Source organism: Methylobacterium sp. NMS14P (genome assembly GCF_028583545.1).
Taxonomy (GTDB): domain Bacteria; phylum Pseudomonadota; class Alphaproteobacteria; order Rhizobiales; family Beijerinckiaceae; genus Methylobacterium.
In genome coordinates, this window is the sequence record NZ_CP087106.1 from 4,238,727 (window position 1) to 4,264,694 (window position 25,968).

Below are 25,968 nucleotides of genomic sequence, written 5' to 3' on the forward strand. Positions count from 1 at the left end.
ACCCATGACCGGACGTCACACGCCCGCCCTGCCCCGCCGCGCCGCGAGCGTGCTCGCCGCCTGCGCGCTGGGCGCCCTCGCGGCGGCCTGCAAGAGCGATCCCGCCACGACCGGCGGCATCGACCTGACGGATTACCGCGCGCGCCACCCGATCGTGCTGACCGACGGGCCCCGCACCCTCGACGTGTTCCCCACCGGCACGGGGCATCTGGACCCGCGCCAGGCGACCGACGTCGACGCCTTCATGCTGGAATACCGCCGCTACGGTCGCGGAGCCCTGCTGATGCAGGTGCCCCAGGGCGTCCCGCCCGACCAGGTCGCCGCCGTGCAGCGGACCGCGTCGGTGCTCGGCCGGCTCGGCACCCAGAACGGCGTCAACGCCCGCGAGATCAGCGTCACCGCCTACGCGGTGGCCGCACCGACCCTCGCTTCGCCGATCCGGCTGAGCTTCCAGCGCATGCAGGCCAAGGTGGCCGACGCCTGCGGCCTCTGGCCCCAGGACCTCGGGACCAGCAATTTCACGACCGACTACAACAACCGGCCGAACTGGAATCTGGGCTGCGCCACGCAGTCCAACGTCGCCGCCCAGGTCGCCGACCCGGTCGACCTCGTGCGCGGCCGGCCCGAGGGCCGCATCGACACGGTCAAGCGGGTCCGGGACATTGGCCAGTTGCGGGATGGCAAGGATCCGTCAACCACATGGCGGCAAGATGGGCAGACCGCCGTGAAGTCCCAGGTCACGAACTGAGACAGCCGGCGCCGGGGATGGGCAGCCCCGCCGCCGCCTGCAACGCCGCGCCCCGCACGCGAACCCGAAAGCGCCGTCATGGCAGAGCTGTCCGAGACAACCGAGCGCACGATCGCCCCGGTGCCCCGGATCACCATCCAGGCATTCTGCGAGACCGGCGAGACCGCGGCGATGATCGAGGGCGCCGCCCTCGATCGGCGCATGCAGAAGGCGCAGGTCAAGGTCCGGATGGGCGGCGGGGCCGCCGCGATCGAGGCCTACCGGCACGCGCCGACGCCCAACGTCATCATCATCGAGGTCCAGGGCGCGCGCTCGAAGCCGATCGAGTGCCTCGACGCCCTGGCCGAGGTCTGCGACGAGGGCACCCGCGTCCTGGTGATCGGCCACGTCAACGACGTGATGCTCTACCGGCAGCTGATCCAGCGCGGGGTGTCCGACTATCTGATGGCGCCGGTCGAGCCCCTGACGCTCATCGCGGCGATCTCCGACCTGTTCACGGCTCCGGGCGTGAAGCCCGTGGGACGGACCGTGGCGGTCTACGGCGTCAAGGGCGGCATCGGCGCCTCGACCGTGGCGCACAATTTCGCGTGGTCCGTGGCCCGGGGCCAGGGCGTCCAGACGGTGATCGCCGACCTCGACATCGCCTTCGGCACCGCCTCGCTCAACTTCAACCAGGACCCGCCGCAGGGCATCGCCGAGGCGGTGTTCGCCCCCGAGCGCCTGGATTCCGCCCTGGTCGAAAGGCTGCTGTCCAAGTGCAGCGACAACCTCAGCCTGCTCTCGGCCCCGGCGAGCCTCGACCGGACCATCGACCTGTCCGAGCCGGCCTTCGACACCCTGATCGAGCACATGCGGGCGAGCGTGCCCTGCGTGGTCCTCGACATCCCGCACCAGTGGAACGCGTGGTCGAAGCGGGTCCTCACGGCGGCCGACGAGATCCTGATCGTGGCCGGGCCCGACCTCGCCTGCCTGCGCAACGCCAAGAACCTCCTCGGCGCGCTGAGGCACGGTCGCCCGAACGACCAGCCGCCCCGCATCGTGCTGAACGGCGTCGGCGTGCCCAAGCGGCCCGAGATCGGCACCGCCGAGTTCGCCAAGGCCCTGGAGGCGCCGGTCGCCCTGACGATCCCGTTCGAGCCGACCCTGTTCGGCACGGCGGCCAACAATGGCCAGATGATCGCCGAGATCCAGGCGGGCTCGAAGGTGGCGGAGCTGTTCAACGATCTGGCGGCCATGACCCTCGGGCGTCCCGAGAGCCGGCGGGGCCGTCCGAGCCTGCTGGAGCCGCTGCTCGCCAAGCTTTCCGGCCGCAAGGCATCCTGATGGGGACGCGATCCTTCGCCCGGCAGGCGCCGCGGGTCAGCGTCGGGGACCTGACCCATGTTCGGTAGGCGACAATCCGGCGGCGCGTCGGCGGCCCCCCCGCCGATCCCGCAGGCGCGGATTCCGGCACCGGCCACGCCGGTGCTCCGCGACGCGCCGGCGCCGGCCTCGCGTCCGGCACCGGCGGCCCCGGTCGTCGTCGAGACCGCGCGCTCGGAGGATTACTACCGCACCAAGAGCCTGATCTTCGGCGCCCTGATCGAGGCGATCGACCTGACGCAGCTCTCGCGCCTCGACGCCGAGACCGCGCGCGAGGAGATCCGCGACATCGTCACGGAGATCATCGGGCTCAAGAACATCGTCCTGTCGATCTCCGAGCAGGAGGAGCTGCTCGACGACATCTGCAACGACGTGCTGGGCTACGGTCCGCTGGAGCCGCTGCTCGCCCGCGACGACATCGCCGACATCATGGTCAACGGCGCCCACCGGACCTTCATCGAGGTCAACGGCAAGATCCAGCTGACCAGCGTGCGGTTCCGCGACAATCAGCAGCTGATGAACATCTGCCAGCGGATCGTCAGCCAGGTCGGGCGCCGCGTTGACGACGCCTCGCCGATCTGCGACGCGCGTCTGCCGGACGGGTCCCGCGTCAACGTCATCGCGCCGCCGCTCGCCATCGACGGCCCGGCGCTCACGATCCGCAAGTTCAAGAAGGACAAGCTCACCCTGGAGCAACTCGTGCGCTTCGGGGCGATCTCGCCCGAGGGCGCCGAGGTGCTCAAGATCATCGGCCAGTCGCGCTGCAACGTGGTCATCTCGGGCGGTACGGGCTCGGGCAAGACCACGCTGCTCAACTGCCTCACGGCCTTCATCGAGCACGACGAGCGGGTCATCACCTGCGAGGACGCGGCCGAGCTGCAGCTCCAGCAGCCCCACGTCGTGCGCCTGGAGACGCGGCCGCCCAACATGGAGGGCCAGGGCCAGGTCACCATGCGCGACCTCGTCAAGAACTGCCTGCGCATGCGCCCGGAGCGGATCATCGTCGGCGAGGTGCGCGGACCGGAGGCCTTCGACCTGCTCCAGGCGATGAACACCGGCCACGACGGCTCGATGGGCACGCTCCACGCCAACAGCCCGCGCGAGTGCCTGTCGCGTATCGAGTCGATGATCTCGATGGGCGGCTTCACCCTGCCGTCGCGGACGCTGCGCGAGATGATCTGCGGCTCGATCGACGTCGTGATCCAGGCGATGCGCCTGCGCGACGGCTCCCGGCGCATCACCCACATCACCGAGGTGCTCGGCATGGAGGGCGACGTCATCACCACGCAGGACGTGTTCCTCTACGACATCGTCGGCGAGGACGCGAACGGCAAGCTGATCGGGCGTCACCGCTCCACCGGCGTCGGCCGGCCGAAATTCTGGGAGCGCGCCCGCTACTACGGCCTGGAACAGCGGCTCGGCGAGGCGCTCGACGCCGCCGAGGTCGTCGACCGGAACTGAGCCGATGGCGGACGCCTCCAACCTGCCGATCGCCGCCGGCCTCGCCGGCATCGCGGTGGCCGCCGTCGCGTACGTGGCGGTCCTGCCCCTGCTCGGCGGCGAGCGCCGGGCCACCAAGCGCCTGAAGACGATCAGCGTCTCCGCCTCGGGGGCGGCGACCCGGGGCGTCGCGGTCAACCGGCGCGAGCAGGTCGCCAAGACGCTGAGCGAGATCGAGGCGAAGGCCAAGGGCGCCTCGAAGGCCAGCGTCGAGCTGAAGCTCGCCCGCGCCGGCCTCGGCTGGACGAAGCAGACCTTCTACGGGATCTCGGCCCTGAGCGGCGTCGTCTTCGGGCTCCTGCTCTTCGTCGTCACCGACAACGCCCTGGCGGCGCTCGGCGCCGCCTTCGCGGGCGGCTTCGGCCTGCCGGCCTACCTGCTGCGCCACCTGCGGCTCAAGCGCATCGCGAAGTTCAACAAGGAGCTGCCCAACGCCGTCGACGTGGTGGTCCGCGGCATCCGCACCGGCATCCCGGTGGGCGACTGCTTCCGCATGGTCTCGCGCGAGGCCGAGGAGCCGGTGCGCAGCGAGTTCCGGACCGTGGTCGAGACCCAGGCGATGGGCCTGTCCCTCGGCGAGGCCTGCACGCGCCTGTTCGAGCGGGTGCCCACCGCCGAGGTGAACTTCTTCGCCATCGTGATCAACATCCAGCAGCAATCGGGCGGCAACCTCTCCGAGGCGCTGAACAACCTGTCCACGGTGCTGCGCGACCGCGCCAAGATGCGCGGCAAGGTCCAGGCGATGAGCATGGAGGCCAAGGCCTCGGCCTCGATCATCGCCTGCCTGCCCTTCGCGGTGGCGGGCATCACCGCCCTGACCAGCCCCGACTACATCTCGCTGCTCTGGACCACCGATACGGGCAAGATCGCCCTGGTCGGCGCGGCGATCTGGATGTCCATCGGCATCTTCACGATCAAGAAGATGATCGCCTTCGAGTTCTAGGCGCGGTGCGCCGTCTGCCGGATCCCGCCCGATGATCGACGACATCGCCGAGAAGCTGTTCGATCCCCGCTTCATGGGCACGCTCCTGACCGCCGTCGCGGCGGCCGCGACCGCCTACGCGGTGGCGCAGCCCTTCCTGGAGACCGACCGGCTCGGCAAGCGGATGAAGCTCGTCAGCGACGAGCGCGAGCAGATCCGGCGCCGCGAGCGGCTGAGCGCGGAGCGGAGCGGCAACCGGGCGACGCTGCGCACGGAGCCGAAGGCCTACATGAAGTCCATCGTCGAGCGGTACCAGCTGCGCCGCTGGCTCGGGACCGACACGGCCAAGCGCAAGCTGATGCAGGCGGGCTATCGCGGCCAGGGGGCGGAGACGGCGTTCCTGTTCTTCCGCCTCGTCGTGCCGGTGGTCGCGGTGATCTCGGCCCTGTTCTACCTGTTCGTGCTGGAGGTGCTCGACGCCTCGTACCTCATGCGGTTCGGGCTGGTGATCGGCGCGGCCTACATGGGCATCAAGGCGCCGGAGCTGTTCCTGGTGAACACCGCCAAGAAGCGCCAGACCGAGATCCGCAAGGCGTGGCCCGACGCCCTCGACCTCACGCTGATCTGCGTGGAGTCCGGCATGGCGATCGAGAACGCGTTCCGGAAGGTGAGTACCGAGATCGCCACGTCCTCGGTCGTGCTGGCCGAGGAGCTCGCGCTGATGACCGCCGAGATGTCGTTCCTGCCCGACCGGCGCCAGGCCTACGAGAACCTCGTGATGCGGACCGGTCTCGAGCCAGTGAAATCCGTGGCGACGGCGCTGATCCAGGCCGAGCGCTACGGCACGCCGGTCGGTCAGGCGCTGCGCGTTCTGAGCCAGGAGAGCCGCGACATGCGCATGAACGAGGCCGAGAAGAAGGCGGCCGGGCTGCCGCCGAAGCTCACCGTGCCGATGATCCTGTTCTTCCTGCCCGTGCTGTTCGTGGTCATCATCACCCCGGCGGTCATCCAGATCATGCGGACGCAGTGACGGCCGGGATGCGCCAGGGGACGCGGCAGCGAATGTTACCGGACCGGCCTCAGCGGATGCGGCCGGGTCGGGTCGGCTCGAACACGATGCGGCGGTGGTAGGCGCACCAGCTCTTGCCGTCGGACACGGGGGCGCCGCAGCAGACGGCGCGGTCGTTCGGCTCACCGATGATGTACTTGCACACGAAGGCGCCGGACTGCGCGAAGGGCACGCGCAGGTCGGCCGACGGCTCCTCGACGGACTCGGCGTCGCCGATCTGGGACATGCGGACGAGTTGATTCATGGTATCGATCGGCTCAATAAGCATCCTGCACGGTGGGTCGGGCGCCCGGGCAGACAGGGAAGGTATGAACGCATCTCGTTCAGGCGACGTCCCCGTTTCGCGTCCGCGAGCGGAGCGTCCGGGGCGGCCAACACGATGCCGGCCGGTCGGCCGACGCGATTGGCGTCATCGTGGTGTCGTAACTGGGGTTACGGCTCTTTAAAACAAGACCAGCCTGCGCTGGATGCATCGGACCACGGTGCGGGATGCGTAGCTCCCCCGTTCCCGCGGGCGCTCGATTGGCATTGGCCGGCACCGGCGCGGCTGACGAATCCGGGCGAACGCCCCCGTCCGGCGGCGGCCCGGACGTGCAACGCGGTGCGACCTGTGGTTCTGTGAGCCCGCAACGCGAACAGAGCCGGACCCGCCGACCATGGCCCAAGCGCCCCTCGTGTCACCCGAATGGCTGCACGACCGCCTCGCGGCCCCCGACATCGTCGTGCTCGACAGCTCGTGGTACCTCCCGGCCGCGGGCCGCGATCCCGAGGCCGAGTTCCGCGCCGCCCACATCCCCGGTGCCCGCCGCTTCGATCTCGACGCCATGAGCGACACCGAGTCGAGCCTGCCGCACATGCTGCCGCGGCCCGAGGTGTTCGCGGCGCGGATGCGCGCGCTCGGCGTCGGCGACGGCATGCAGATCGTGGTCTACGACGGGCAGGGGCTGTTCTCGGCCCCGCGGGTCTGGTGGATGCTCAAGGCCTTCGGCGTGCGCGACGCGCTGGTGCTGGACGGCGGCCTGCCGGCCTGGGTGGCGGCGGGCTACCCGACCGAGGAGGGCGAGCCGCGCCCGCACGAGCGCCGCCACTTCACCGCCCGCCTCGACCACGGCGCCGTGGCGGACGCGGACGACGTCGCCCGGGCCCTCGACACCGGCTCGGCGCAGGTGGTCGATGCGCGCTCGGGCACGCGGTTCCGCGGCGAGGAGCCGGAGCCCCGCCCCGGCGTCCGGCCGGGGCACATGCCCGGCGCCCGCAACCTGCACTACGCGGCCCTCCAGCGCGACGGCCGGATGAAGAGCCCCGAGGAGCTGCAGGCGGTCTTCGCCGAGAACGGCGTCGATCCGAACCGGCCGATCGTGACCACCTGCGGCTCCGGCGTGACCGCGGCGATCATCGCGCTGGCGCTGGAGACCATGGGACGCCCGGCGCGGGGCCTCTACGACGGCTCCTGGTCGGAATGGGGTGCCGACCCGGCCCGGGCGGTGGCGACGGGCACCTGAGAGGCGGCCTCCCCGACAGGTCCGGCGACGCGCCGCTCGGGCCTGTTCACGCGTCGCCTTGAAAGCTCCGTGATCGATTTCGATATATCGAATGCGCCTGCGGTTGGGCGCTCCACGGAGAAAATCATGCCGCTTCACGACACCACCGCCCTCTCGGGCATCGTCGGGCACGTCTTCGCCCATCGCTTCACCGTCGAAGCCGACGGCGAGACCCATCTGGCCGACCTCGGGCCGAAGGGCGTGGCCGCCTTCCCGATCGCGCGCGGGATGCAGGTGATCCTCGAGGGCGAGCGTCGCCCCTCGGAGATCAAGGTCACGCGGATCTCGGCGGAGGGCCGGGATCCCGTGGAGATCCATCACAAGAAGCCCCACCACGCGCCCGGCGCCAAGCGGCCGGACGGAGCAACCGACGTCCCCGCGGATCCCCCGCGCGCCCTGGCGGCGGCGGCCTCGGCGGGTTGGACGGTGGCGGACGCGCCGCGCCGCAAGCCGAAGCACTTCGAAGTGCTGGCGCGGCGGAGCGATCGCGCGGCGACGGAACTGCACGTCGATCTCGCCGGCACGATCTACAAGGAGAAGCCGGCCGACCCGGCGAAGTGGACCGTGCTGGCCTGACGGCCACGGGCCGCCGCGCCGAGCCGAGCCGAGGATGCCCGGCCGGGCCGTCAGGCGGCCCGGCCCCCCGAGCCTTGGTGTCGGATCGGGGTCCGCGGCTCCGGACGGTTCGCTAGGCCGCCCGCACGGCGCGGCGCTTGTCGGCGGCGCTCCACTGCATCAGGCCGACCATCACCGCGATGGTGGCGACGTAGACCAGTCCCTGGAGGGCGGTCGGCCGGTCGGTGTAGCCGACCAGGGCGTGCAGGACGCGGCCCGGCCAGGAATTCTCGGCGATCACGCCGGAGCTGTTCCAGAGGGTGTGGCCCAGAACGTCCACCACGCCGGCATTGGCCAGGAACTGCGCCGCCTGCGCGGCGAGGCCGGCCGCGAGGAAGATGATGAGGACGCTGGTCACCGAGAAGACGTAGCGGCTCGGGATCGAGGCGAGACCCAGATAGGTCACCGCCGAGAGGAGCGCGCCCGCGCCGATGCCGGCGACCGCGCCGAACTGGATGTCGGCGCCCGAGGTGCCCGAGGCCACGAGGCCGTAGAGGAACAGGACCAGCTCGGCCCCCTCGCGCAGGATCGCGGCGCCGATCACGATCGACAGGGCCGCCGCCTCCCGCTCGCCCGAGCGCACCGCCGCACCGGCGGCGCGCAGCTCGCCCGCCAGCTCCTTGCCGTGCTTGCTCATCCAGGTGTTGTGCCAGATCAGCAGCAGCACGGCGACGATCAGGACCGCGGCGTTCAGGATGTCCTGCCCGCTGCCCTCGAAGGCGTCCGAGATCTTCTCGGCGAACAGCGCCACCAGGGCGGCGCCCGCGAGGCCGCCGGCGATGCCGAGCAGGACCCAGCGCATCCGGCCCGGGATGCCGCGGGTCGCCGCCAGCACGATCGAGATGATGAGGCCTGCCTCGATGACTTCGCGGAAGGCGATGACGAAGGCGCCGATCATGGCGGTCTCCAGGAGTTGTGAGGTCGTGTGACGTCGCGCGCGAACCGCGCGCTACCAGATCCAGAACAGGAGCACCCAGTTGGCCACCGAGAGGGCGGCCGCGCCGGCGATGCAGGCCGAGGCCGCCACACGGCGGAGGCCGCCGGCGGCGAGACCCGCCACACGCCAGGCCAGCCAGACGCTCCACAGGCTCGCACCGGCCAGCAGGCCCGCGCGGATCTCCGCCACGTAGGGGATCACGATGCCGTCGCCGCGCAGGAACGTCACGGTGAGCGCCGACAGGCCCAGGAAGACGCCGCAGCCCGCCACCGGGATCAGCGTCTGGGTCAGGTGGTGGAAGCGCCGGAGCGACCAGCCCCCGAGGCTCAGGGTCGCGAGCGCCACGATCCCCGACAGGGCGAGCCCGAGCACGATGGTCGCAGCGCCGATGTAGGCCAGCAGCAGCCCGCCGTCGAGGAGCGTCATGACGTCGTTGCGGTCGGGATAGTTCGTCAGCACGAACCAGGGCGCCGAGTGCTCCAGCGGCCACGTCGTCCCGCGCTCGATGAGCCACGTGGCGGCCCACTGCTTGGCGTCGACGTACCAGGGGCTCGAGGACCACTGGAACGCGCCCACCGCCAGGGCCAGCATGCCGAACAGGATCAGCATGGTCTGATCGAGGCTGGGCTCCTCGCCGGCCACGTGGACGATCTCGTGGTTGGGAGAGCGCAGGGCGAGGTGCACGGCGCCGCGATGGCCGCTGCAGCGCCCGCACATGTGGCAGGCGCCCGCGCCGCGCATGGTCTTCACCGGCACGAGGGGCGCGCAGTTGAAGGCCTCGGTGCCGCCGACCGGCCTGGGCGAGGCCGCCCACGCGGCGCGGTCGACCTGGAAGCTCACCGGCGCGAGCTTCGACAGCACCGCGAAGACGCCGTTGACCGGGCAGAGATAGCGGCACCAGACGCGCTTGTTGCGCCCGTACAGCAGGCCGACCACGATCGCCGCGAGGGTGGAGCCGCCGAGCACCGCGAGCACCGGCTTCGGGTAGCCGTAGACGCTGGTCATCTGCCCGTAGACGGTGGTTCCGGCGAAGGCGACGAACGGCCAGCCCTGCCAGGTGATCCAGCGCGGCACGGCGTAGCCGCGGCTCCACCGGCTCGCGAACTCGCTGAGGGCCCCCTCCGGGCAGAGCACGCCGCACCAGGCCCGGCCGACCAGGACCATGCTGACCAGCACGAACGGCCACCAGATCCCCCAGAAGGCGAACTGGGCGGCGAGCGTCAGGTTGGTCCAGATGTGGGCGGCATTGTCGGGCAGCGGCAGCAGCGCCGGGACGATCACCAGCACCGCGTAGACGGCGACGATCAGCCACTGCACGGACCGGATGATCCAGCCGTACCGGCGCAGCACGTCGCCGAACCGCGCGAGCCGCGCGTCCACCGCGGACCGGCGCGGCGTGACGCCGGTCAGGGCGAGGGAGCCGGGCGCTGTCGTGGACGCGCTCATTTGGCCACCAGGGTCGCCTTCGCCTCCGGGTGGAAATCGTCGAACACCTGGTAGGTGCCGGCATCGAGGGTGCGGAACACGATCGCCGACGTCGAGCCCGCGGCCAGCGCCTTCTCGCGCCGGAGTTCCGTGCTCTCGAACTCCACCGGCGTCTGGCCGGTGTTCGAGATCTCGAGCTTGAACCGGGTGTTGGCCGGAACCTCGATCACCGTCGGGATGATCACGCCGTCGCGCATCTCCACCTTGATGACCGGCATGTCGTCGGCCCGCGCGGGCACGGAGGCCGACACGGCGGCGACCAGCAGCAGCGGGACGGCTCGGACGAGGGAGCGCGGCAGGCGGGACACGGTCAGCTCCGGCACTCTCAGTAGGCGCCCTTCTTGCCGACACCCGCGAAGGTGAAGTCCTGGGTGATCTCGAAGGGTTCGAACCACGGGCCGACGCCCGTCTCCTTGTCGACGTGGCGGCCGAAGTGGCTGTCCTTGCCCGGAGGCGCGACGGTGACCTTGAGACGGTAGCGGCCGGGACCGAACAGCTTGACGTTGTCGCCGTAATGCGGCCCGTCGTTGGCGACCATCGGCATCAGCATGCCCGACACCGTCTGGTCGGTGGGCTTGTCACCGTCGAGCTTCACCGCCTCGAAGCGGACGTCGAGCGCCGGCACCCAGTCTCCCTCGGCGAAGCCGTTGCGGTTGTCCTTGGCGGCGCGGATATCGGTCTCGAGGTGGATGTCCGACTTGGCGGCCTCCCGCATCATGCCGGGCGGGTCCATCTCGATCGGCTGCAGATAGACGGCGGCGACCTCCAGGCCGTTCCGCGTCACGTGCGGACCGATCGGCACCTCCTTGGCCGTCGCGGCGCCCGCGAACGCGAGGAGCGAGGCCGCGGCGAGGCCGCGGAGAACCGGGAGGATGTGCGACGCGTGCATGCGACCGCACATAATCCACCCGGCCCGAAGTTCAAACCGGAATCGCGCGAACATCAAATGATAACAATTCCAATCTGAGGCCTCGTCGGATCGGCACGACCGTATTCGCATGTCTTCACGAGAGATCGACGCGCTCACCACGCGATCTCACGAAGATGTTCGTCCCGGAAGCCCGCTTCGGATCTTGACGGCGCTCGCCCAACCAGGATCGTCATGCCAGTGCCATGCAGCGAACCGAGAATGCGGGGCGGAACGGCCATGATCTGCGCGACGACCTGTGACTGGACGGCGCGGTGCGGCTTGCGCGACACCGGATCCCGTTTTAGCAAGTGCTATACTTTTCTGTGAGTCGGATGAGAACCCGTTCCGTGCCCCTGGTCCGCACCGCAGCGCTCGTCCTGACCGCGCCGCTCCTCGCGCCCGTCGCCGCGCGGGCGGCCGACCTGTCCGCCCCGCGACCCGCCGCCGAGGCGCCCGCCTACACCGACTGGGCGGGTGGCTATGTCGGCCTCGAGGGCAGCGCCGGCGGGTCCTACGGGGCCTACAATTTCGGGCCGACGACGATCGGCGGCCGCCCGGTTCCGGCCTTCAAGAGCGGCGATTCCACCGGCCGCAGCGATCAGGGAAGGAACGCCACGACGGCCGTGGGCGGCCTGTTCGGCGGCTGGAACTGGCAGGCCGGGCCGTGGGTCTACGGCCTGGAGGCGAGCCTCGACGCGGCGAACCTGAAGCGGCCGGTCCCCTCGACCGTCGCGGGCTTCGGCTACGCGGACGTGACGCCGGCCTTCAACATCGTTCGCGCCAAGACGGATCTCTACGGCACCCTCCGGGCCCGGCTCGGCTACAGCTTCGACCGCTACCTGATCTACGGCACCTTCGGTCTCGCGGGGGCGAACGCCCGCATCCTGGCGAACTATCCGGACCTCGACGCGGGTGGGCAGACGACGGCGCGGCGGGACCTGGGCTACGTCGGCTTCACCCTCGGCGCGGGCGTGCAGTACGCCATCAGCGACAGCCTCGCCCTGGGCATCGACTACCGCTACATCGATCTCGGCGGCAGCCGCAGCTTCCCGCTGGGCGCGGTGCCGGGCGACGCGGGCGGGCCGGTCACGACCCGGGCGCGCTTCACGTCCAACGAGCTGTTCGCGCGGCTGATGTGGTTCCCGGACAGGCTGAAGGTCCCGCCGGACCCGGACGAGACCGCCCCGCACGATCCCGACAACGGCGACACCGGCCGCTTCTCGCTGCACGGTCAGACGACGCTGATCGCGCAGGGCGTGCCCGGCTTCCGCTCGCCCTACGAGGGCGCGCAGAGCCTGATCCCCCATCAGGCCCGGCAGACCACCACGGCCACGATCTTCCTCGGCCTCAAGCTCACCGACAGCACCGAGGTCTACTACAATCCCGAGTTCAGCCAGGGCTTCGGCCTGTCGCGGACGCTGGGCGTCGCCGGCTTCGTCAACGGCGAGGCGCAGAAGGCCGGCGCCCCGTTCCCGAAGCTGCGCTCGAACCGCTACTACGTGAAGCAGACCTTCGGGCTGGGCGGCGAGACCGTGGAGGTGCCGGACGGCCCGAACCAGGTGGCCACCCGCTACGACGCCGAGCGGATCACGCTGATCGCCGGCAAGTTCGCGCTGGGCGACTTCTTCGACGGCAACATCTACGCGCACGACCCGCGCGTGGACTTCTTCAACTGGTCGCTCTGGGGCTCGTCGGCCTGGGACTTCCCGGCCAATCTCCCGGGCTTCACGCAGGGCGTCTACGCCGAGTACAACCGCCCGGAATTCGCGATCCGCGCCGCCTACACGCAGGTGCCCAAGGAGCCGTCGAGCGACGTGCTCGACCCGCGGGTGTTCCGGCGCGCCGGGCTGAACGTCGAGTTCGAGGAGCGCCACGTCCTCCCGTGGCTGGAGCAGCCCGGCAAGATCCGCATCGGGCTGTTCTCGAATGTCGGCGTCTCGGCCAACAACCGCGACGTGGTCACCCTGACGCAGCTCGGCCTGTTCGACGACATCAACGACGCCGTCGCGGCGACCCGGCGCCCCCGCCGCAAGACCGGCGGCTACATCAACCTGGAGCAGGCGCTGACGCCCGAGCTGGGGCTGTTCGCCCGGGCGAGCCTGAACGACGGGCGCACCGAGAACATCTCCTTCACCGACATCGACCAGAGCTTCTCCGGGGGCCTGTCGCTGAAGGGCAAGGCCTGGGACCGGCCCGACGACACGGTCGGCATCGGTGCCGCCATGAACGGGCTGTCGCCCTCGCACCGGGCCGCCTTCGCGGCCGGCTATCTCGGCCTGCTGGTCGGCGACGGTCGCCTCAACTACGGCACCGAGCGCGCGCTGGAGACCTACTACGCCCTGAACCTCACGAAGTTCGTCACCCTGACCTTCGACTACCAGTTCATCGACAATCCCGGATACAACCGCGACCGCGGGCCCGCGCACTTCTTCGCCTCGCGGCTGCACGCGGATTTCTGATCGGCGCGGCCGGAGGCGTCGGCGGCGCGCCCGATCAGTCCGCCGCCTCGATCGCGGTCGCCCCGAAGATATCCTCGAAGGCGGCGCGGAGCTGCATGTCGACCTCGGCCATGCTCACCGGCAGGCCGAGGTGGACGAGGCTGGTCACGCCGTGCTCCCGGACGCCGCACGGCACGATCCCGTCGAAATGCGCGAGATCGGGCTCCACGTTCAGGCTGATGCCGTGGAAGCTGACCCAGCGGCGCACCCGGATGCCGATCGCCGCGATCTTGTCCTCGACGCCGGGCCCCTTCTCGGGTCGGCGCACCCAGACGCCGACCCGGTCCTCGCGGCGCTCGGCGCGGACGTTGAAGGCGGCCAGCGTCTCGATCAGCCACGCCTCCAGGCTCGCCACGTAGGCGCGCAGGTCGCGGCTGCGCCGGTCGAGGTCGAGCATCACGTAGGCCACCCGCTGGCCGGGACCGTGATAGGTGTACTGCCCACCCCGCCCCGTCGCGTGGACCGGGAAGCGGTCCGGCGCGACGAGATCCTCGGGCCGGGCCGACGTGCCCGCGGTGTAGAGCGGCGGGTGCTCCAGCAGCCAGACGCATTCGGGCGCCGCGCCGCGGGCGATCGCCTCCGCGCGCGCCTCCATCCAGGCGAGGGCGGCCGCGTACTCCACCGGCGCGTCGCTCACGCGCCAGCCCACCGGGCCGGCGACCGGATCGGTGCCGGGCCGCTTCGGGAAAGCGTGCGGGCTGACCGTGAGGCGGGGCGCGTTTACCAAGAGTTCACCATCCTGCGTCGATGGTCGAAGCCTTCAACACCCGCTGCCGGCGGTTGCAAGGGCCTGCTGCGAGGGCTTGCCCGAACCGGACCGGCGGCGAGACGGGATGGCGGGCGGTGGCGGTCTTCGAGACCCTGAAGGTCGATCTGACGGTGGTGCTGGGCCGCGCCCGCATGCCGCTCCACATGCTGCTGCGCATGGGCCGCGGCGCCGTGATCGAGCTCGAAGCCAGCGACAGCGACATGGTCGAGATCCTGGCCAACGACCACCCGATCGCCCGCGGGCAGATCGTGGTGACGGGCGACCGCATCTCCGTGGAGGTGACCGAGCTGATCCGCAAGGCGGCCTCGATCGTCGAGCCGGGCGTCATGATCGGCGACGGGGCGGCACCATTCTTGGAGGGCGGCTACGATTCCCCGTGAGTGCGCTTGTCGGCGGCCGGACGATCTGTTATCCGCTGCGCCGCGCGACACGAAAGCGGCCCCGGGTTCTCCCGCGGGGCGCGACGGTCGAGCAAGCGGACCGGTCTTCGCGTCCGATGCGGCCATGGCGGAATTGGTAGACGCGCTAGCTTGAGGTGCTAGTCCCGCGAGGGGTGGAGGTTCGAGTCCTCTTGGCCGCACCACATTGTTTCGGTTGCCCGGATCTGCGGCAGCCCTGATGTGGTGCAAGACAGGGCGGTGCGCCGCCGATCACGACACACCATCATCTGAACTGATCCGCGGGGTCGGGACCGAGGTCCCCATCGCCTGGAGGCACCTGCGTCTGCGCCGGATCGGAGGATCCGCGAGGCCGGCGCTCGCGCGCCGGTGCGGGGCAGGATCGGCCGAGGCCGTCCACCGTCGCGGTCAGGGAGCCGACGGAGCGTCGGAGGCCCGCAGCGCGGCCGCATCCCTGTACTCGCGCGGAGTGAGGCCGTGGCGGTCCTTGAACCGGCGGGAGAAGTGCGCCTGGCTGGTGAAGCCGCAGCCATAGGCGAGCATCCCGATCGACAGCTGCAGGCAGGCCGGGTCGGCCAGGCGCTTGGCCGCCGCCGCCAGCCGGCGCTCCCAGATCCAGTCTGAGATGTGCTGGCCGCGCTCGTGGAACAGCTCCTGGAGGCGGCGCAGCGAGACGCCCATGACGGCCGCGAGCTGCGGCGGGTCGAGGCCCGGGTCGCCCAGATGGGCCTCGACATATGCCTTGGCGCGCTGAACGACGACGCTGCCGTGGACGGGCCGGGGCACATCCTGCGCGAGGCGCTCGGCGAGGCTCGCCACGATCAGGTCGACCCCGATCGCCGACATGCGCTCGGCGGCGTCGGGCGCGAGCCGGTGGCGCACCCGGATCAGCTCGTGGATGAAGCCGGTCGCCAGCGTGGCCGAGGCGAGCTCCGCCCCGACCGACAGGCCGGTGTAGAGCCGTGTCGAGCCGAGCACGCCCTCCAGGCGCTCCCGCGGCAGCTCCAGGAACAGGGCTTGGCTGTCCCTGTGGGTCGTCAGCACGGAGGGGCGGTGGTCTAGCACGACCATGTCGCCGGGCCGCTGCACCGCCTCCCGGCCGTCCTGCAGGCTCGTCGACAGGCCCGCGAGCTTGAACAGCACCACGACCATCCCGGCCCTGTCGTGGCGCCGGGCCGCGCGGGGCGTCGTCTCGCACCGCAACGCGCTCTGCGTCAGGCGGGAGACGTGCAGCGCGCCGATCTCGGCGACGTCGAGCCTACCCCGGAACGGTCCGTCGTCGAGGCGCTCGACCTCGATCGGCACGAGCCGCTCGCCCAGGAGGTCCCGCCACAGCTTGAACCCGCTCCGAGGGTGGAGTCCCTCCGTCGAAAAGACTGTCTGCATGGACAACATCTGGAGGCGCTGCCGTATCGGACGGCCGCGCAGAGATCATTCAAGGTCGATCGCTAAGTATCATTCCACACACTCCGCGATCGAGTTAGCCATCAATACAGTCAATCCTGAAACAATTATGGCTCGCCGGCCAGAGCACGGGCGATCATCAGTCACCGCACCGACATGGGCTCGATCCGGCCGCATCGAGCGGGGACGCGGCTTTGTCGGCCGCGCGGCCTCGGAGACCGACGGCTGGTCGTCGGCGCGGCGGCTGTCCTTTTCCCGGTCCCATTCCTAGACTGGTCCGGTCCCGCAGCCGCGTTCGGTCCAGATGTCCAGCGTCCCCCAGCCCGCCGAACTGACGCTGCGCGGCATCGTGCTGGGCGGCGCGATCACGCTGATCTTCACCGCCGCCAACGTCTACCTCGGTCTCAAGGTCGGCCTGACCTTCGCCACCTCGATTCCCGCCGCCGTCATCTCCATGGCGATCCTGCGCCGCCTGCCCGGCGCCACGGTCCTGGAGAACAACATCGTCCAGACCGTCGCCTCGGCGGCCGGCACCCTGTCGGCGATCATCTTCGTGCTGCCCGGTCTGGTCATGATCGGCTGGTGGCAGGGCTTCCCGTGGCTCACCACCGCGGGCATCACCGCGACGGGCGGGATCCTCGGCGTGATGTTCTCCGTGCCCCTGCGCCGCGCCCTCGTGGTCGAGGCCGACCTGCCCTTTCCCGAGGGTCGGGCCGCCGCCGAGGTGCTAACGGTGGGCTCCGGCAGCCGTGCCGGGGAAGCCGACAGCGCCCGCGGCCTGCGGATCCTCGCGTGGAACGGCCTCGTCTCGGCGGCCTTCGCGGCGCTGGCGCAGACCCGGCTGGTCCTCGACAGCGCCGGCACGTGGTTCCGGGTGGGCGCCGGCGCCACAGGGATCGCCGGCAACCTGTCCTTCGCGCTGATCGGCGTCGGTCACCTCGTCGGGCCCTCGGTCGGGGCCGCGATGGCCCTGGGGCTGGCGATCGCCTGGGGCGTCCTCATCCCGCTGCTGACCGCCGCGCAGCCGATGCCGGGCGCCGACCTGGAGGCGTGGGTCGGCACGGCGTTCCGCCAGGACGTGCGCTTCTTCGGCGCCGGCGTGATGGGGGTCGCGGCGGTCTGGACCCTGGTCCGGATCGCCGGTCCGGTGCTCGGCGGCATCCGCTCGGCGCTGGCCGCCGGGCGCGCCCGCGGCGCCGGCGCGGCGCTCGCCGTCGAGGAGCGCGACCTGCCGGTCGCCGCGGTGGTGCTGGTCTCGCTGGCCCTGCTCGCGCCGATCGGCTGGCTCCTGTGGACCGTGCTGGCCGGGACGCCGCTGGAAGGCGAGGCCGTGCCGCTGATCGCCGGCGCCCTGCTGTTCATCCTGGTGATCGGTCTCTGCGTGGCCGCCGTGACCGGCTACATGGCCGGGCTGATAGGCGCCTCGAACTCCCCCCTGTCGGGCGTCGGCATCCTGGCCGTCCTGGCGAGCGCCGCCCTCCTTCTCGGCCTGTTCGGCCGCGGGACCGATCCGAAGGGCACCCGGGCGCTGGTCGCCTACGCGCTGGCGGTCACGGGAATCGTGTTCGGCGTCGCCACCATCGCGAACGACAACCTGCAGGATCTCAAGACCGGGCAGCTCGTCGGCGCGACGCCCTGGAAGCAGCAGGTCGCCCTGGTCATCGGCGTGGCCTTCGGCTCCGTCATCATCCCGCCGGTGCTGAACCTCCTCGGGGCCAGCTTCGGCTTCGCGGGCGCGCCCGGGGCGGGCCCGAACGCCCTCGCGGCGCCGCAGGCCGGGCTGATCTCGGCGCTGGCCCGGGGCGTCCTGACCGGCGACGCCAACTGGCGGATGCTGACCTGGGGCGCCGTCGCCGGCCTCGGCCTCGTCGGCCTGGACGCGGCTCTCGGCCGCCTGAACCGCCTGCGCCTGCCGCCGCTCGCCGTCGCCCTCGGGATCTACCTGCCGATGAAGCTGGTCCTGCCGCTGGTGGCGGGCGCCGCGATCGGCACGCTCTACGACCGCTGGGCCCGGGGCCGGCCCGATCCGGAGCGGGCCCTGCGCATGGGCACCCTCACGGCGACCGGCCTGATCGTCGGCGAGAGCCTCTGGGGCGTCGCCTTCGCGCTGATCGTCTACCTGTCGGGCAGCGACGCCCCCCTGGCGCTGCTCGGTTCGGAGGCGCAGGGCCTCGCGCTGATCGCCGGCCTCGCGCTGTTCGCCGGCGCGACGGCGGCGCTGTACCGGACCGCGCGGCGCTCGGCCTGACCGGGCCGCAACCCGGCCCTGCATTGACTTCGCAGCCGCACACACGCATATCGGCGGCGCAGCGTCAGCGGCCGTCATGGCCCGCTTGAGGGGGCTGCGTGACGGATCGGGCGCCACCCGGCGTGATCCGGCCCCCCTCTTCATAACGTGCATGCACCCGGGCCGCCCCATCACGCGGGCTGCCCCCTGCCAACGGACCGGCCCCATTACGGCACCGCTCGCGCAAGACGCGAGGCGCCCGGCCGGACCTGCTGCATCGGATACATCCTTGACCCAATTCACCGATTTCGGCCTCGCCCAGCCCGTGCTGCGGGCGCTCAGCGAGGCCGGCTACGTCGCGCCGACCCCGATCCAGGCCCAGGCGATCCCGCCGGCGATGACGGGCCGCGACCTCTGCGGCATCGCCCAGACCGGCACCGGCAAGACCGCGGCCTTCGCGCTGCCGATCCTGCACCGCCTCTCGCTCTCGGACCGCCGCGCCCCGCGCCGCGGCTGCCGCGTGCTGGTGCTCTCGCCGACCCGCGAGCTCGCCAACCAGATCGCCGAATCGTTCTCCGATTACGGCCGTCACCTGTCCTTCACCAACACGGTGGTGTTCGGCGGCGTCACCATCAGCCGGCAGGAGCGCGCCCTGGCGCCGGGCGTCGACATCCTCGTCGCCACCCCCGGCCGGCTGATCGACCTGATCGAGCGCCGCTCGCTGACCCTGGAGGGCGTCGAGATCCTCGTCCTCGACGAGGCCGACCAGATGCTCGACCTCGGCTTCATCCACGCCCTCAAGCGCATCGTGAAGATGCTGCCGCAGAAGCGCCAGAGCCTGTTCTTCTCGGCCACCATGCCGAAGAACATCGCGGGCCTCGCGGCGCAGTACCTCACCGATCCGGTCCAGGTCGCGGTGACGCCGGTCGCCACCACGGCCGAGCGGGTCGAGCAGGAGGTGATCTTCGTCCACACCGGCGCCAAGCAGGCGCTGCTCGGCCACATCCTGCGCGATCCGGCGATCGAGCGCGTGCTCGTCTTCACCCGCACCAAGCACGGGGCGGACCGGGTCGTGCGCGGGCTCGACAAGGTCGGCATCGCGGCCGCCGCGATCCACGGCAACAAGAGCCAGCCTCAGCGCGAGCGGGCGCTCCAGGCCTTCCGCGACGGCGACTGCCGGGTGCTGGTCGCCACCGACATCGCGGCCCGCGGCATCGACGTCGAGGGCGTGAGCCACGTCATCAACTTCGACCTGCCGAACGTGCCGGAGAGCTACGTCCACCGGATCGGCCGCACCGCGCGCGCCGGCGCCGACGGGCTCGCCATCTCGTTCTGCAACGACGAGGAGAAGGCCTACCTGCGCGACATCGAGCGCATCACGCGCCAGAAGGTGCCGGTGGCCGGCTTCCCCGAGGGCTTCACCCCGCCGTCCCGCCAGGAGGCGGCCGAGATCGCCCGCGAGGAGGAGCGCCGGCCCGAGCGTCAGCAGCAGCGCCCCGGCGGCGGCCGCCAGGGCCAGCGTCCCCGGCAGCAGCAGGGCCGTCCCCAGCAGGGCCGGCCCGAGGGCGGCCGCGGCTTCGGCGGTCCCGGCCAGGGCGCGCCCCGGCAGGGCCGGCCCCAGGACGGCCGCGTCGACGCGCGCGGCGACACCCGCGGCGACAATCGCGGCCACGCCCCGCAGGGCCGCGACGCCCGCGCGGACCGGCCGGCCCGCCCGCAGGGCGAGCGCCCGAACCAGGGCCGTCCGAACCGCGACGGCCGTCCCCAGCGCGCCGATGCCCGTCCGCGCAGCGGCGGCGGCGGTGGCGGTGGCGGCGAGGGTCGCAGCATCGGCTGGCTGGAGCGGGCGCCCCGCTCCTGAGTGAAGATCGAGCCGCCCGGGACGGATCCGTCCCGGGCGGCTTCGTCTCCGGACAGCGCGGGGGATCGGCGGCCCCAACCGGGCGCGGCGCTCCCGCGCGATCGAACCCGGTCGGCTGGCCCTTCCGCTCGCCCCCGGAATTTGGCATCCTGCTCCCGTGCACCTCTGGTCGGCCCTCCGGCGCCTGTTGCCGCTCCTCGCGGTGATCAGCCTCGCCCTGACGCCGGTGACCGCGCCCGCGGCCATCGCGGGCCCGCACGCGCCGATGGCCGCGCCGGCCCACGACCATAGGGACCATCACCACGCCGCCGCACCGGAGACGGCCACCGAATCCGGCGACACCGGCATGATGGCGGACATGGACGCCATGCCGTGCTGCCCGAAGCCGGCCAAGCCCGACTGTGCCAAGGGCTGCCCGCTGATGGCGCTCTGCCTGGCGGGCATGGCCTCGCTCCTCCCGGCCGCGATCACCCTCCCCGTGCCGACGGCGCGCGGTCTGAGCACCCGCTGGCCCGAGGGCGCGGCCTTCGCCAGCCGGCCGGGAGCCCCGCTGCCCGAGCCTCCCCGAGCCTGAACCCGATGCCGCCGGCGCGCGCGCCGGCACGGTGACGCGCGTCCGCGCGCACCTTCCATCGCGTTCAGGAGACGACCCCCGTGATCAAGCTTCCCCTCGCGCGCGCCGCCGCGGCCGCGCTGCTCGCTGCCGCCCTGTCGGCTCCGGCCCTGTCGGCGCGCGCCGACGTCAAGGATTACCGCTTCGAGCTCGTGCAGCCGGAGACCAAGGTGGGCGAGACGGTCCTCGCCGTCCGGCTCGTCGACCGGCGCACCGGCAAGCCGGTGCCCGACGCCGTGGTCTTCGCCAAGCGCCTCGACATGGCGCCCGACGCCATGGAGGAGATGGCCACCAAGGTCGAGCAGCTGCCGTCCACCGAGCCCGGGATCTACCGGTTCAAGGCCAGGCTCTCGATGCAGGGCCGCTGGCGCCTGTCGCTCGCCGCGAAGGTCCAGGGTGAGACCGGCACGGTCGACGACCAGCTGATCGTCCAGGCTGCCAAGTGAGCCGCACCGCCTGGTTCGCCGGGACCCTCGCCGCGCTCGCGGCGGGGGGAATCGGCTACGGCGCGGGGCGCGGGGGCGACCCCGTGCCGGCGCTGGTCGCGGCCGCCCGGACGCAATTCGCCGCCTGGCGGCCGAGCGGGCCGGCCCCTCCCGTCCCGGCGACGGCGACCGCGGCGACCGGCCCGGTGGTCTACTACCGGGACCCGGACGGGAAGCCGGTCTACGCGCTCGCGCCGATGATGACCGCGGACGGGCGCGCGTTCCGGGCGGTGCGCGCCAGCGAGGACGTCCGCTTCGATCTCCCGGACGACGCCCCCGGCCCCGACGCGGCCGGCGCGGAGGCCGCGGGCCCTCGGTCCGACTCGGGCGCGCGCGCTGTCCTCTACTACCGCAACCCGATGGGCCTGTCGGACACGTCGCCGGTGCCGAAGAAGGACTCGATGGGGATGGACTACGTCCCCGTCTACGCCGACGCGGAGGCGGGCGGCCCGGTCGTGACGGTCCCGGCCGGCCGGATCCAGCGCACCGGCGTGCGGACCGCGACCGCGGAGCGGCGGGTGGTGGCGCAGCCGGTGCGCGTGCCCGGCACGCTGGCCCTCGACGAGCGCCGCGTCACCGTCGTGGCGACCCGCTCCGACGCCTATGTCGACCGGGTCGAGAGCGTCACGACCGGGGACCGGGTCCGCCGCGGTCAGCCCCTGGTCCACATCTACGCGCCGGAGATCAACGCGGCCGCGGCCCAGCTCATCGCCAATCCCGGCTTCGACGGGGCGCGCCGGCGCCTGCAGAACCTCAACGTCTCCGAGGCCGTCATCGACGCGATGGAGCGCACCCGCACGGTGCCGATGGCCATCACGTGGTCCTCGCCCCGGGACGGTGTCGTCCTGCAGCGCAACGCCGTGGAGGGCATGAGGGCGGCGGCCGGCGACGCCCTGTTCCGGATCGCCGACATCGCGGTGCTGTGGGTGCTGGCCGACGTGCCCGAGCGCGACCTCGCGGGGATCCGCGTCGGCCAGGGTGCGACCGTGCGCCCGCGCTCGGCGCCGGGCCGGACCGTCGCCGGCAGGGTGGCGGTGATCTACCCGCAGGTGAATCCCGAGACCCGCGCCACCCGGGTCCGGATCGAGCTGGCGAACCCGGACGGCGCGCTCCTGCCCGACATGTACGCCGACGTCGCGATCGACACGGGGAGCGCCGTGCCGGTGGTCGCGGTCCCGGACGACGCCGTCCTCGACACCGGCACGCGCCAGATCGTGCTGATCGAGCGCGGCGAGGGCCGCTTCGAGCCGCGGGCCGTGACGCTCGGCGCGCGGGGCGACGGCTTCACCGAGATCCGCGCCGGCCTCGCGGCCGGCGACCGGGTCGTCACGGCGGCGAACTTCCTGATCGACGCCGAGAGCAACCTGAAGGCGGCGCTCCAGGGCCTCGCCCCGCCGCGGGACGACCGGCAGGCGGCCCGTGCGGGAGACGCGCCGTGATCGCCCGCCTCATCGCCTGGTCGGCCCGCAACCTGGTCCTGGTGCTGGTCGGGACCGCGCTGTCGGTCGGCGCCGGCCTCGTGGCGCTCCGGACGCTGCCGCTGGACGCCATCCCCGACCTCTCGGACGTGCAGGCCATCGTCTACACCGAGTATCCCGGCCAGGCGCCGCAGGTGGTCGAGGATCAGGTCACCTACCCGCTCACCACCGCCATGCTGACGGTGCCGCGGGCCAAGGTGGTGCGGGGCTTCTCGTTCTTCGGCGTCTCCTTCGTCTACGTCATCTTCGAGGACGGCACCGACCCCTACTGGGGCCGCTCGCGGGTGCTGGAATACCTCAGCGGCGCGGCGCGCCGCCTGCCGCCCGGCGTGACGCCGACGCTGGGCCCCGACGCCACCGGCGTCGGCTGGGTCTACCAGTACGTCGTGGTGGCGCGGGAGCGGACGCTGGCGGAACTCCGCTCCCTGCAGGACTGGGTGATCCGCTTCGCGGCCTCGCGGGCCGAGGGCGTGGCGGAGGTCGCGGGCGTCGGCGGCTTCGTGAAGCAGTACAACGTGGTGGTCGACCCGAACCGGCTGCGCGCCCAGGGCGTCACCCTCGCGGCGCTCCGGGACGCGATCCGGTCGAGCAACGCCGATGTCGGCGGCCGCACGGTCGAGCTCTCCGAGTTCGAGTTCATGGTGCGGGGCCGCGGCTACCTGCGCGGCACCGCCGACATCGAGGCCATCGTCCTGAAGACCGCGGGGGGCACGCCGCTGCGGGTGCGGGACGTGGCCCGGGTCGAGCTCGGACCCGACGAGCGGCGGGGCATCACCGAGATGAACGGCGACGGCGAGGTCGCCGGCGGCATCGTGATCCAGCGCTTCGGCGCCGACGCCCTGTCGGTCATCGAGGGCGTGAAGGCGAAGCTCGCGGAGATCGCCCGGAGCCTGCCGGCCGGCACCGAGATCCTGCCGGTCTACGACCGCTCCCGGCTGATCGAGGCCGCGATCGACACCCTCCGGCACACCCTGGTCGAGGAGAGCCTCGTCGTCTCCCTGGTCTGCGCGGTGTTCCTGCTGCACGTGCGCAGCGCCCTCGTCGCCGTCCTGATGCTGCCGGTGGGAATCCTGATGGCGCTGGCGGGCATGAAGGCCCTGGGGCTCGGCGCCAACATCATGAGCCTCGGCGGCATCGCCATCGCGGTCGGCGCCATGATCGACGCCGCCATCGTGATGATCGAGAACGCCCACAAGCACCTGGAGCGGGCGCCCCCCGGCAGCGACCGGGTCGCGATCCTGGTCGCGGCGGCCGCCGAGGTCGGGCCGTCCCTGTTCTTCTCGCTCCTGGTGATCACGGTCAGCTTCCTGCCGATCTTCACCCTGGAGAGCCAGGAGGGCCGCCTGTTCGGCCCGCTCGCCTACACCAAGACCTTCGCGATGGCGGCGGCCGCGCTGCTGTCGGTGACGCTGGTTCCGGCCCTGATGGTGCTGTGCGTGCGCGGGCGGATCGTCCCCGAGCACCGCAACCCGCTGAACCGGCTCCTCGTCGGCGCCTACCGGCCGGTGATCGCCGCCGTGCTGCGGGCCCGGGTGCCGACGATCGTGCTCGCCGCCGGCCTCCTGGCGGCGACCGCGTGGCCGGCCCGGCAGCTCGGCTCGGAGTTCATGCCGGACCTCGACGAGGGCACCCTGCTCTACATGCCCACGACCCTGCCGGGGATCTCGGTGACGAAGGCCGGCGAGCTGCTCGCCACCCAGGACCGGATCATCAGGAGCTTCCCGGAGGTGGCCTCCGTCTACGGCAAGGCCGGCCGGGCGGCCACGGTGACCGACCCGGCGCCGATGGAGATGTTCGAGACCGTGATCGCCCTGAAGCCGAGGGCGGAGTGGCGGCCGGGGGTCACGCTCGCCGGCCTCAGGGCCGAGATGGACGCGGCGCTGCAATTCCCGGGCGTGTCGAATGCCTGGACGCAGCCGATCCGCGCCCGCATCGACATGCTGGCGACCGGCATCCGCACGCCGGTGGGCGTGAAGGTGCTGGGCACCGACCTCACGGCGATGGAGGCGGCGGCCCGGCAGGTCGAGGCGGCGCTCCGGACCGTTTCGGGCACGTCGAGCGCCTACGCCGAGCGGGTGATCGGCGGCTACTTCCTCGACATCACCCCGGACCGGGAGGCGCTCGGGCGCTACGGCCTCAGGGTCGGGGACGTCCAGGACGTGATCGCCACCGCGCTGGGCGGCCAGAGCGTCACCGAGACCGTCGAGGGCCGCGAGCGCTACACCGTCAACGTCCGCTACCCGCGGGCCTTCCGCTCGGACCCGGCCGCCATCGCCGACACGGTGCAGGTGCCGCTGCCGGCGGGCGGGACCGTGCCCCTGCGCGAGGTCGCGGCCGTGGCGCTCACCCGCGGGCCGACGGCGATCCGCACCGAGAACGGCCAGCTCGCGGTCTACATCTACGTCGACATCGCCGGCCGGGACCTCGGCGGCTACGTCGCGGCGGCGCGGCAGGCGGTGGCCGACGCGGTGACGCTGCCGGCCGGCACCACCCTCCAGTGGAGCGGGCAGTACGAATCCCTGGCCCGGGCCGAGGCGCGCCTCGCGATCGTCGTCCCGCTGACGCTGCTCCTCGTGTTCCTGCTCCTCTACCTGAACTTCCGGCGGCTCACCGAGACGCTCATCGTCATGCTGTCCCTGCCCTTCGCGCTGGTCGGCGGGGTCTGGCTGCTCTGGTGGATGGGCTTCAACCTGTCGGTGGCGGTGGCGGTGGGCTTCATCGCGCTGGCCGGCGTCGCCGCCGAGACCGGAGTGATCATGCTGGTCTACCTCGACCACGCCCTCGACGCGGTGCGCGCCGCCTGCGACCGGGCGGGGCGGCCCCTGACCCGCGCGGATCTGCGGGCGGCCATCATGGTCGGCGCGGTCGAGCGGGTACGGCCCAAGATGATGACGGTCGTGGCCATCATGGCAGGGCTGCTGCCGATCCTCTGGAGCCGGGGCGCCGGCTCGGAGGTAATGCAGCGCATCGCGGTACCGATGATCGGCGGGATGGTCTCCTCGACCCTCCTGACCCTGATCGTCATCCCGGCGGTCTACGCCCTGGTGAAGGGCCGGGGCCTGCCGGCGGTCGGAGGGGAAATCCGGCCGGCGCCGCGGCCCCGCCGGCGGCGGAGCGCCGACACCGCCGCCGGATGACGCCTCGAC

At 72.0% G+C, this 25,968-nt stretch carries 22 protein-coding genes and 1 tRNA gene; 16 read left to right on the top strand and 7 right to left on the bottom strand.

What is annotated here, in order from left to right:
- The first annotated feature begins 4 nt into the window (after nucleotides 1-4).
- The 5 genes from LOK46_RS20085 (at nucleotide 5) to LOK46_RS20105 (ending at nucleotide 5,562) form a co-directional block, all read left to right on the top strand.
- Complete coding sequence (locus LOK46_RS20085) at nucleotides 5-748, top strand: CpaD family pilus assembly protein (RefSeq protein WP_273560108.1); 744 nt, start codon at nucleotides 5-7, stop codon at nucleotides 746-748.
- A gap of 78 nt (nucleotides 749-826) precedes the next feature.
- Complete coding sequence (locus tag LOK46_RS20090; RefSeq protein ID WP_273560110.1) at nucleotides 827-2,071, top strand: AAA family ATPase; 1,245 nt, start codon at nucleotides 827-829, stop codon at nucleotides 2,069-2,071.
- Between the two features lie 57 nt (nucleotides 2,072-2,128).
- The gene (locus LOK46_RS20095) at nucleotides 2,129-3,571 is read left to right on the top strand and encodes a CpaF family protein (protein WP_273560112.1); all 1,443 of its coding nucleotides are present in this window, start codon (nucleotides 2,129-2,131) and stop codon (nucleotides 3,569-3,571) included.
- Between the two features lie 4 nt (nucleotides 3,572-3,575).
- Nucleotides 3,576-4,553: a type II secretion system F family protein gene (locus tag LOK46_RS20100; protein ID WP_273560114.1), complete on the top strand. Its 978-nt coding sequence runs from the start codon at nucleotides 3,576-3,578 to the stop codon at nucleotides 4,551-4,553.
- A 31-nt stretch (nucleotides 4,554-4,584) separates the two neighbouring features.
- Nucleotides 4,585-5,562: a type II secretion system F family protein gene (locus LOK46_RS20105; RefSeq protein WP_273560116.1), complete on the top strand. Its 978-nt coding sequence runs from the start codon at nucleotides 4,585-4,587 to the stop codon at nucleotides 5,560-5,562.
- A 49-nt stretch (nucleotides 5,563-5,611) separates the two neighbouring features.
- On the opposite strand, the gene LOK46_RS20110 is transcribed toward LOK46_RS20105, so the two are convergent.
- Nucleotides 5,612-5,845, bottom strand: a complete 234-nt coding sequence (locus LOK46_RS20110) for a GcrA family cell cycle regulator (protein ID WP_337251946.1) — start codon at nucleotides 5,843-5,845, stop codon at nucleotides 5,612-5,614.
- 412 nt (nucleotides 5,846-6,257) lie between these two features.
- Here LOK46_RS20110 and sseA point away from each other — a divergent pair, with 412 nt between their 5' ends.
- Both sseA and LOK46_RS20120 read left to right on the top strand, forming a co-directional pair.
- A complete protein-coding gene (gene sseA, locus LOK46_RS20115; protein WP_273560118.1) occupies nucleotides 6,258-7,103 on the top strand; it encodes a 3-mercaptopyruvate sulfurtransferase in 846 nt (281 codons plus the stop codon).
- A gap of 126 nt (nucleotides 7,104-7,229) precedes the next feature.
- Nucleotides 7,230-7,718, top strand: a complete 489-nt coding sequence (locus tag LOK46_RS20120) for a hypothetical protein (RefSeq protein WP_273560120.1) — start codon at nucleotides 7,230-7,232, stop codon at nucleotides 7,716-7,718.
- Nucleotides 7,719-7,830: 112 nt separating this feature from the next.
- On the opposite strand, the gene LOK46_RS20125 is transcribed toward LOK46_RS20120, so the two are convergent.
- The 4 genes from LOK46_RS20125 to LOK46_RS20140 are packed head-to-tail and all read right to left on the bottom strand — an operon-like array spanning nucleotide 7,831 to nucleotide 11,068.
- Nucleotides 7,831-8,655, bottom strand: coding sequence for an FTR1 family iron permease (locus LOK46_RS20125; RefSeq protein WP_273560122.1), 825 nt, complete (start codon nucleotides 8,653-8,655; stop codon nucleotides 7,831-7,833).
- A 51-nt stretch (nucleotides 8,656-8,706) separates the two neighbouring features.
- A complete protein-coding gene (locus LOK46_RS20130; RefSeq protein WP_273560124.1) occupies nucleotides 8,707-10,140 on the bottom strand; it encodes a 4Fe-4S binding protein in 1,434 nt (477 codons plus the stop codon).
- The gene (locus LOK46_RS20135; RefSeq protein ID WP_273560126.1) at nucleotides 10,137-10,487 is read right to left on the bottom strand and encodes a cupredoxin domain-containing protein; all 351 of its coding nucleotides are present in this window, start codon (nucleotides 10,485-10,487) and stop codon (nucleotides 10,137-10,139) included. Before LOK46_RS20135 ends, LOK46_RS20130 begins: the two co-directional genes overlap by 4 nt.
- Nucleotides 10,488-10,504: 17 nt before the next feature.
- Complete coding sequence (locus LOK46_RS20140; RefSeq protein ID WP_273560128.1) at nucleotides 10,505-11,068, bottom strand: iron transporter; 564 nt, start codon at nucleotides 11,066-11,068, stop codon at nucleotides 10,505-10,507.
- A gap of 353 nt (nucleotides 11,069-11,421) precedes the next feature.
- Between LOK46_RS20140 and LOK46_RS20145 the strand changes: the two genes are divergently transcribed.
- Nucleotides 11,422-13,548, top strand: coding sequence for a carbohydrate porin (locus LOK46_RS20145; RefSeq protein ID WP_273560130.1), 2,127 nt, complete (start codon nucleotides 11,422-11,424; stop codon nucleotides 13,546-13,548).
- A 34-nt stretch (nucleotides 13,549-13,582) separates the two neighbouring features.
- Here LOK46_RS20145 and lipB read toward each other — a convergent pair whose 3' ends face one another.
- A complete protein-coding gene (gene lipB, locus LOK46_RS20150; protein ID WP_273560131.1) occupies nucleotides 13,583-14,314 on the bottom strand; it encodes a lipoyl(octanoyl) transferase LipB in 732 nt (243 codons plus the stop codon).
- 116 nt (nucleotides 14,315-14,430) lie between these two features.
- Between lipB and LOK46_RS20155 the strand changes: the two genes are divergently transcribed.
- The gene (locus LOK46_RS20155; protein ID WP_273560133.1) at nucleotides 14,431-14,736 is read left to right on the top strand and encodes a FliM/FliN family flagellar motor switch protein; all 306 of its coding nucleotides are present in this window, start codon (nucleotides 14,431-14,433) and stop codon (nucleotides 14,734-14,736) included.
- Between the two features lie 118 nt (nucleotides 14,737-14,854).
- Nucleotides 14,855-14,939, top strand: a tRNA-Leu gene (locus LOK46_RS20160).
- A 223-nt stretch (nucleotides 14,940-15,162) separates the two neighbouring features.
- Here LOK46_RS20160 and LOK46_RS20165 read toward each other — a convergent pair.
- Nucleotides 15,163-16,140 (bottom strand): helix-turn-helix domain-containing protein, encoded by a 978-nt coding sequence (locus LOK46_RS20165; RefSeq protein WP_273560135.1) that lies wholly within the window; start codon nucleotides 16,138-16,140, stop codon nucleotides 15,163-15,165.
- Between the two features lie 322 nt (nucleotides 16,141-16,462).
- Here LOK46_RS20165 and LOK46_RS20170 point away from each other — a divergent pair, with 322 nt between their 5' ends.
- From LOK46_RS20170 to LOK46_RS20195, 6 genes are all read left to right on the top strand, one after another.
- Entirely contained in the window at nucleotides 16,463-18,406 is a 1,944-nt protein-coding gene (locus tag LOK46_RS20170) for an OPT family oligopeptide transporter (protein ID WP_273560137.1), read from the top strand.
- Nucleotides 18,407-18,674: 268 nt separating this feature from the next.
- The gene (locus tag LOK46_RS20175; RefSeq protein ID WP_273560139.1) at nucleotides 18,675-20,246 is read left to right on the top strand and encodes a DEAD/DEAH box helicase; all 1,572 of its coding nucleotides are present in this window, start codon (nucleotides 18,675-18,677) and stop codon (nucleotides 20,244-20,246) included.
- Nucleotides 20,247-20,403: 157 nt separating this feature from the next.
- Complete coding sequence (locus LOK46_RS20180; protein WP_273560141.1) at nucleotides 20,404-20,820, top strand: hypothetical protein; 417 nt, start codon at nucleotides 20,404-20,406, stop codon at nucleotides 20,818-20,820.
- Between the two features lie 80 nt (nucleotides 20,821-20,900).
- A complete protein-coding gene (locus LOK46_RS20185; protein WP_273560144.1) occupies nucleotides 20,901-21,305 on the top strand; it encodes a FixH family protein in 405 nt (134 codons plus the stop codon).
- Nucleotides 21,302-22,783 (top strand): efflux RND transporter periplasmic adaptor subunit, encoded by a 1,482-nt coding sequence (locus tag LOK46_RS20190; RefSeq protein ID WP_273560146.1) that lies wholly within the window; start codon nucleotides 21,302-21,304, stop codon nucleotides 22,781-22,783. The genes LOK46_RS20185 and LOK46_RS20190 overlap by 4 nt, the downstream gene beginning before the upstream one ends.
- The gene (locus tag LOK46_RS20195; protein ID WP_273560148.1) at nucleotides 22,780-25,959 is read left to right on the top strand and encodes an efflux RND transporter permease subunit; all 3,180 of its coding nucleotides are present in this window, start codon (nucleotides 22,780-22,782) and stop codon (nucleotides 25,957-25,959) included. The genes LOK46_RS20190 and LOK46_RS20195 overlap by 4 nt, the downstream gene beginning before the upstream one ends.
- The last annotated feature ends 9 nt before the right edge of the window (nucleotides 25,960-25,968 follow it).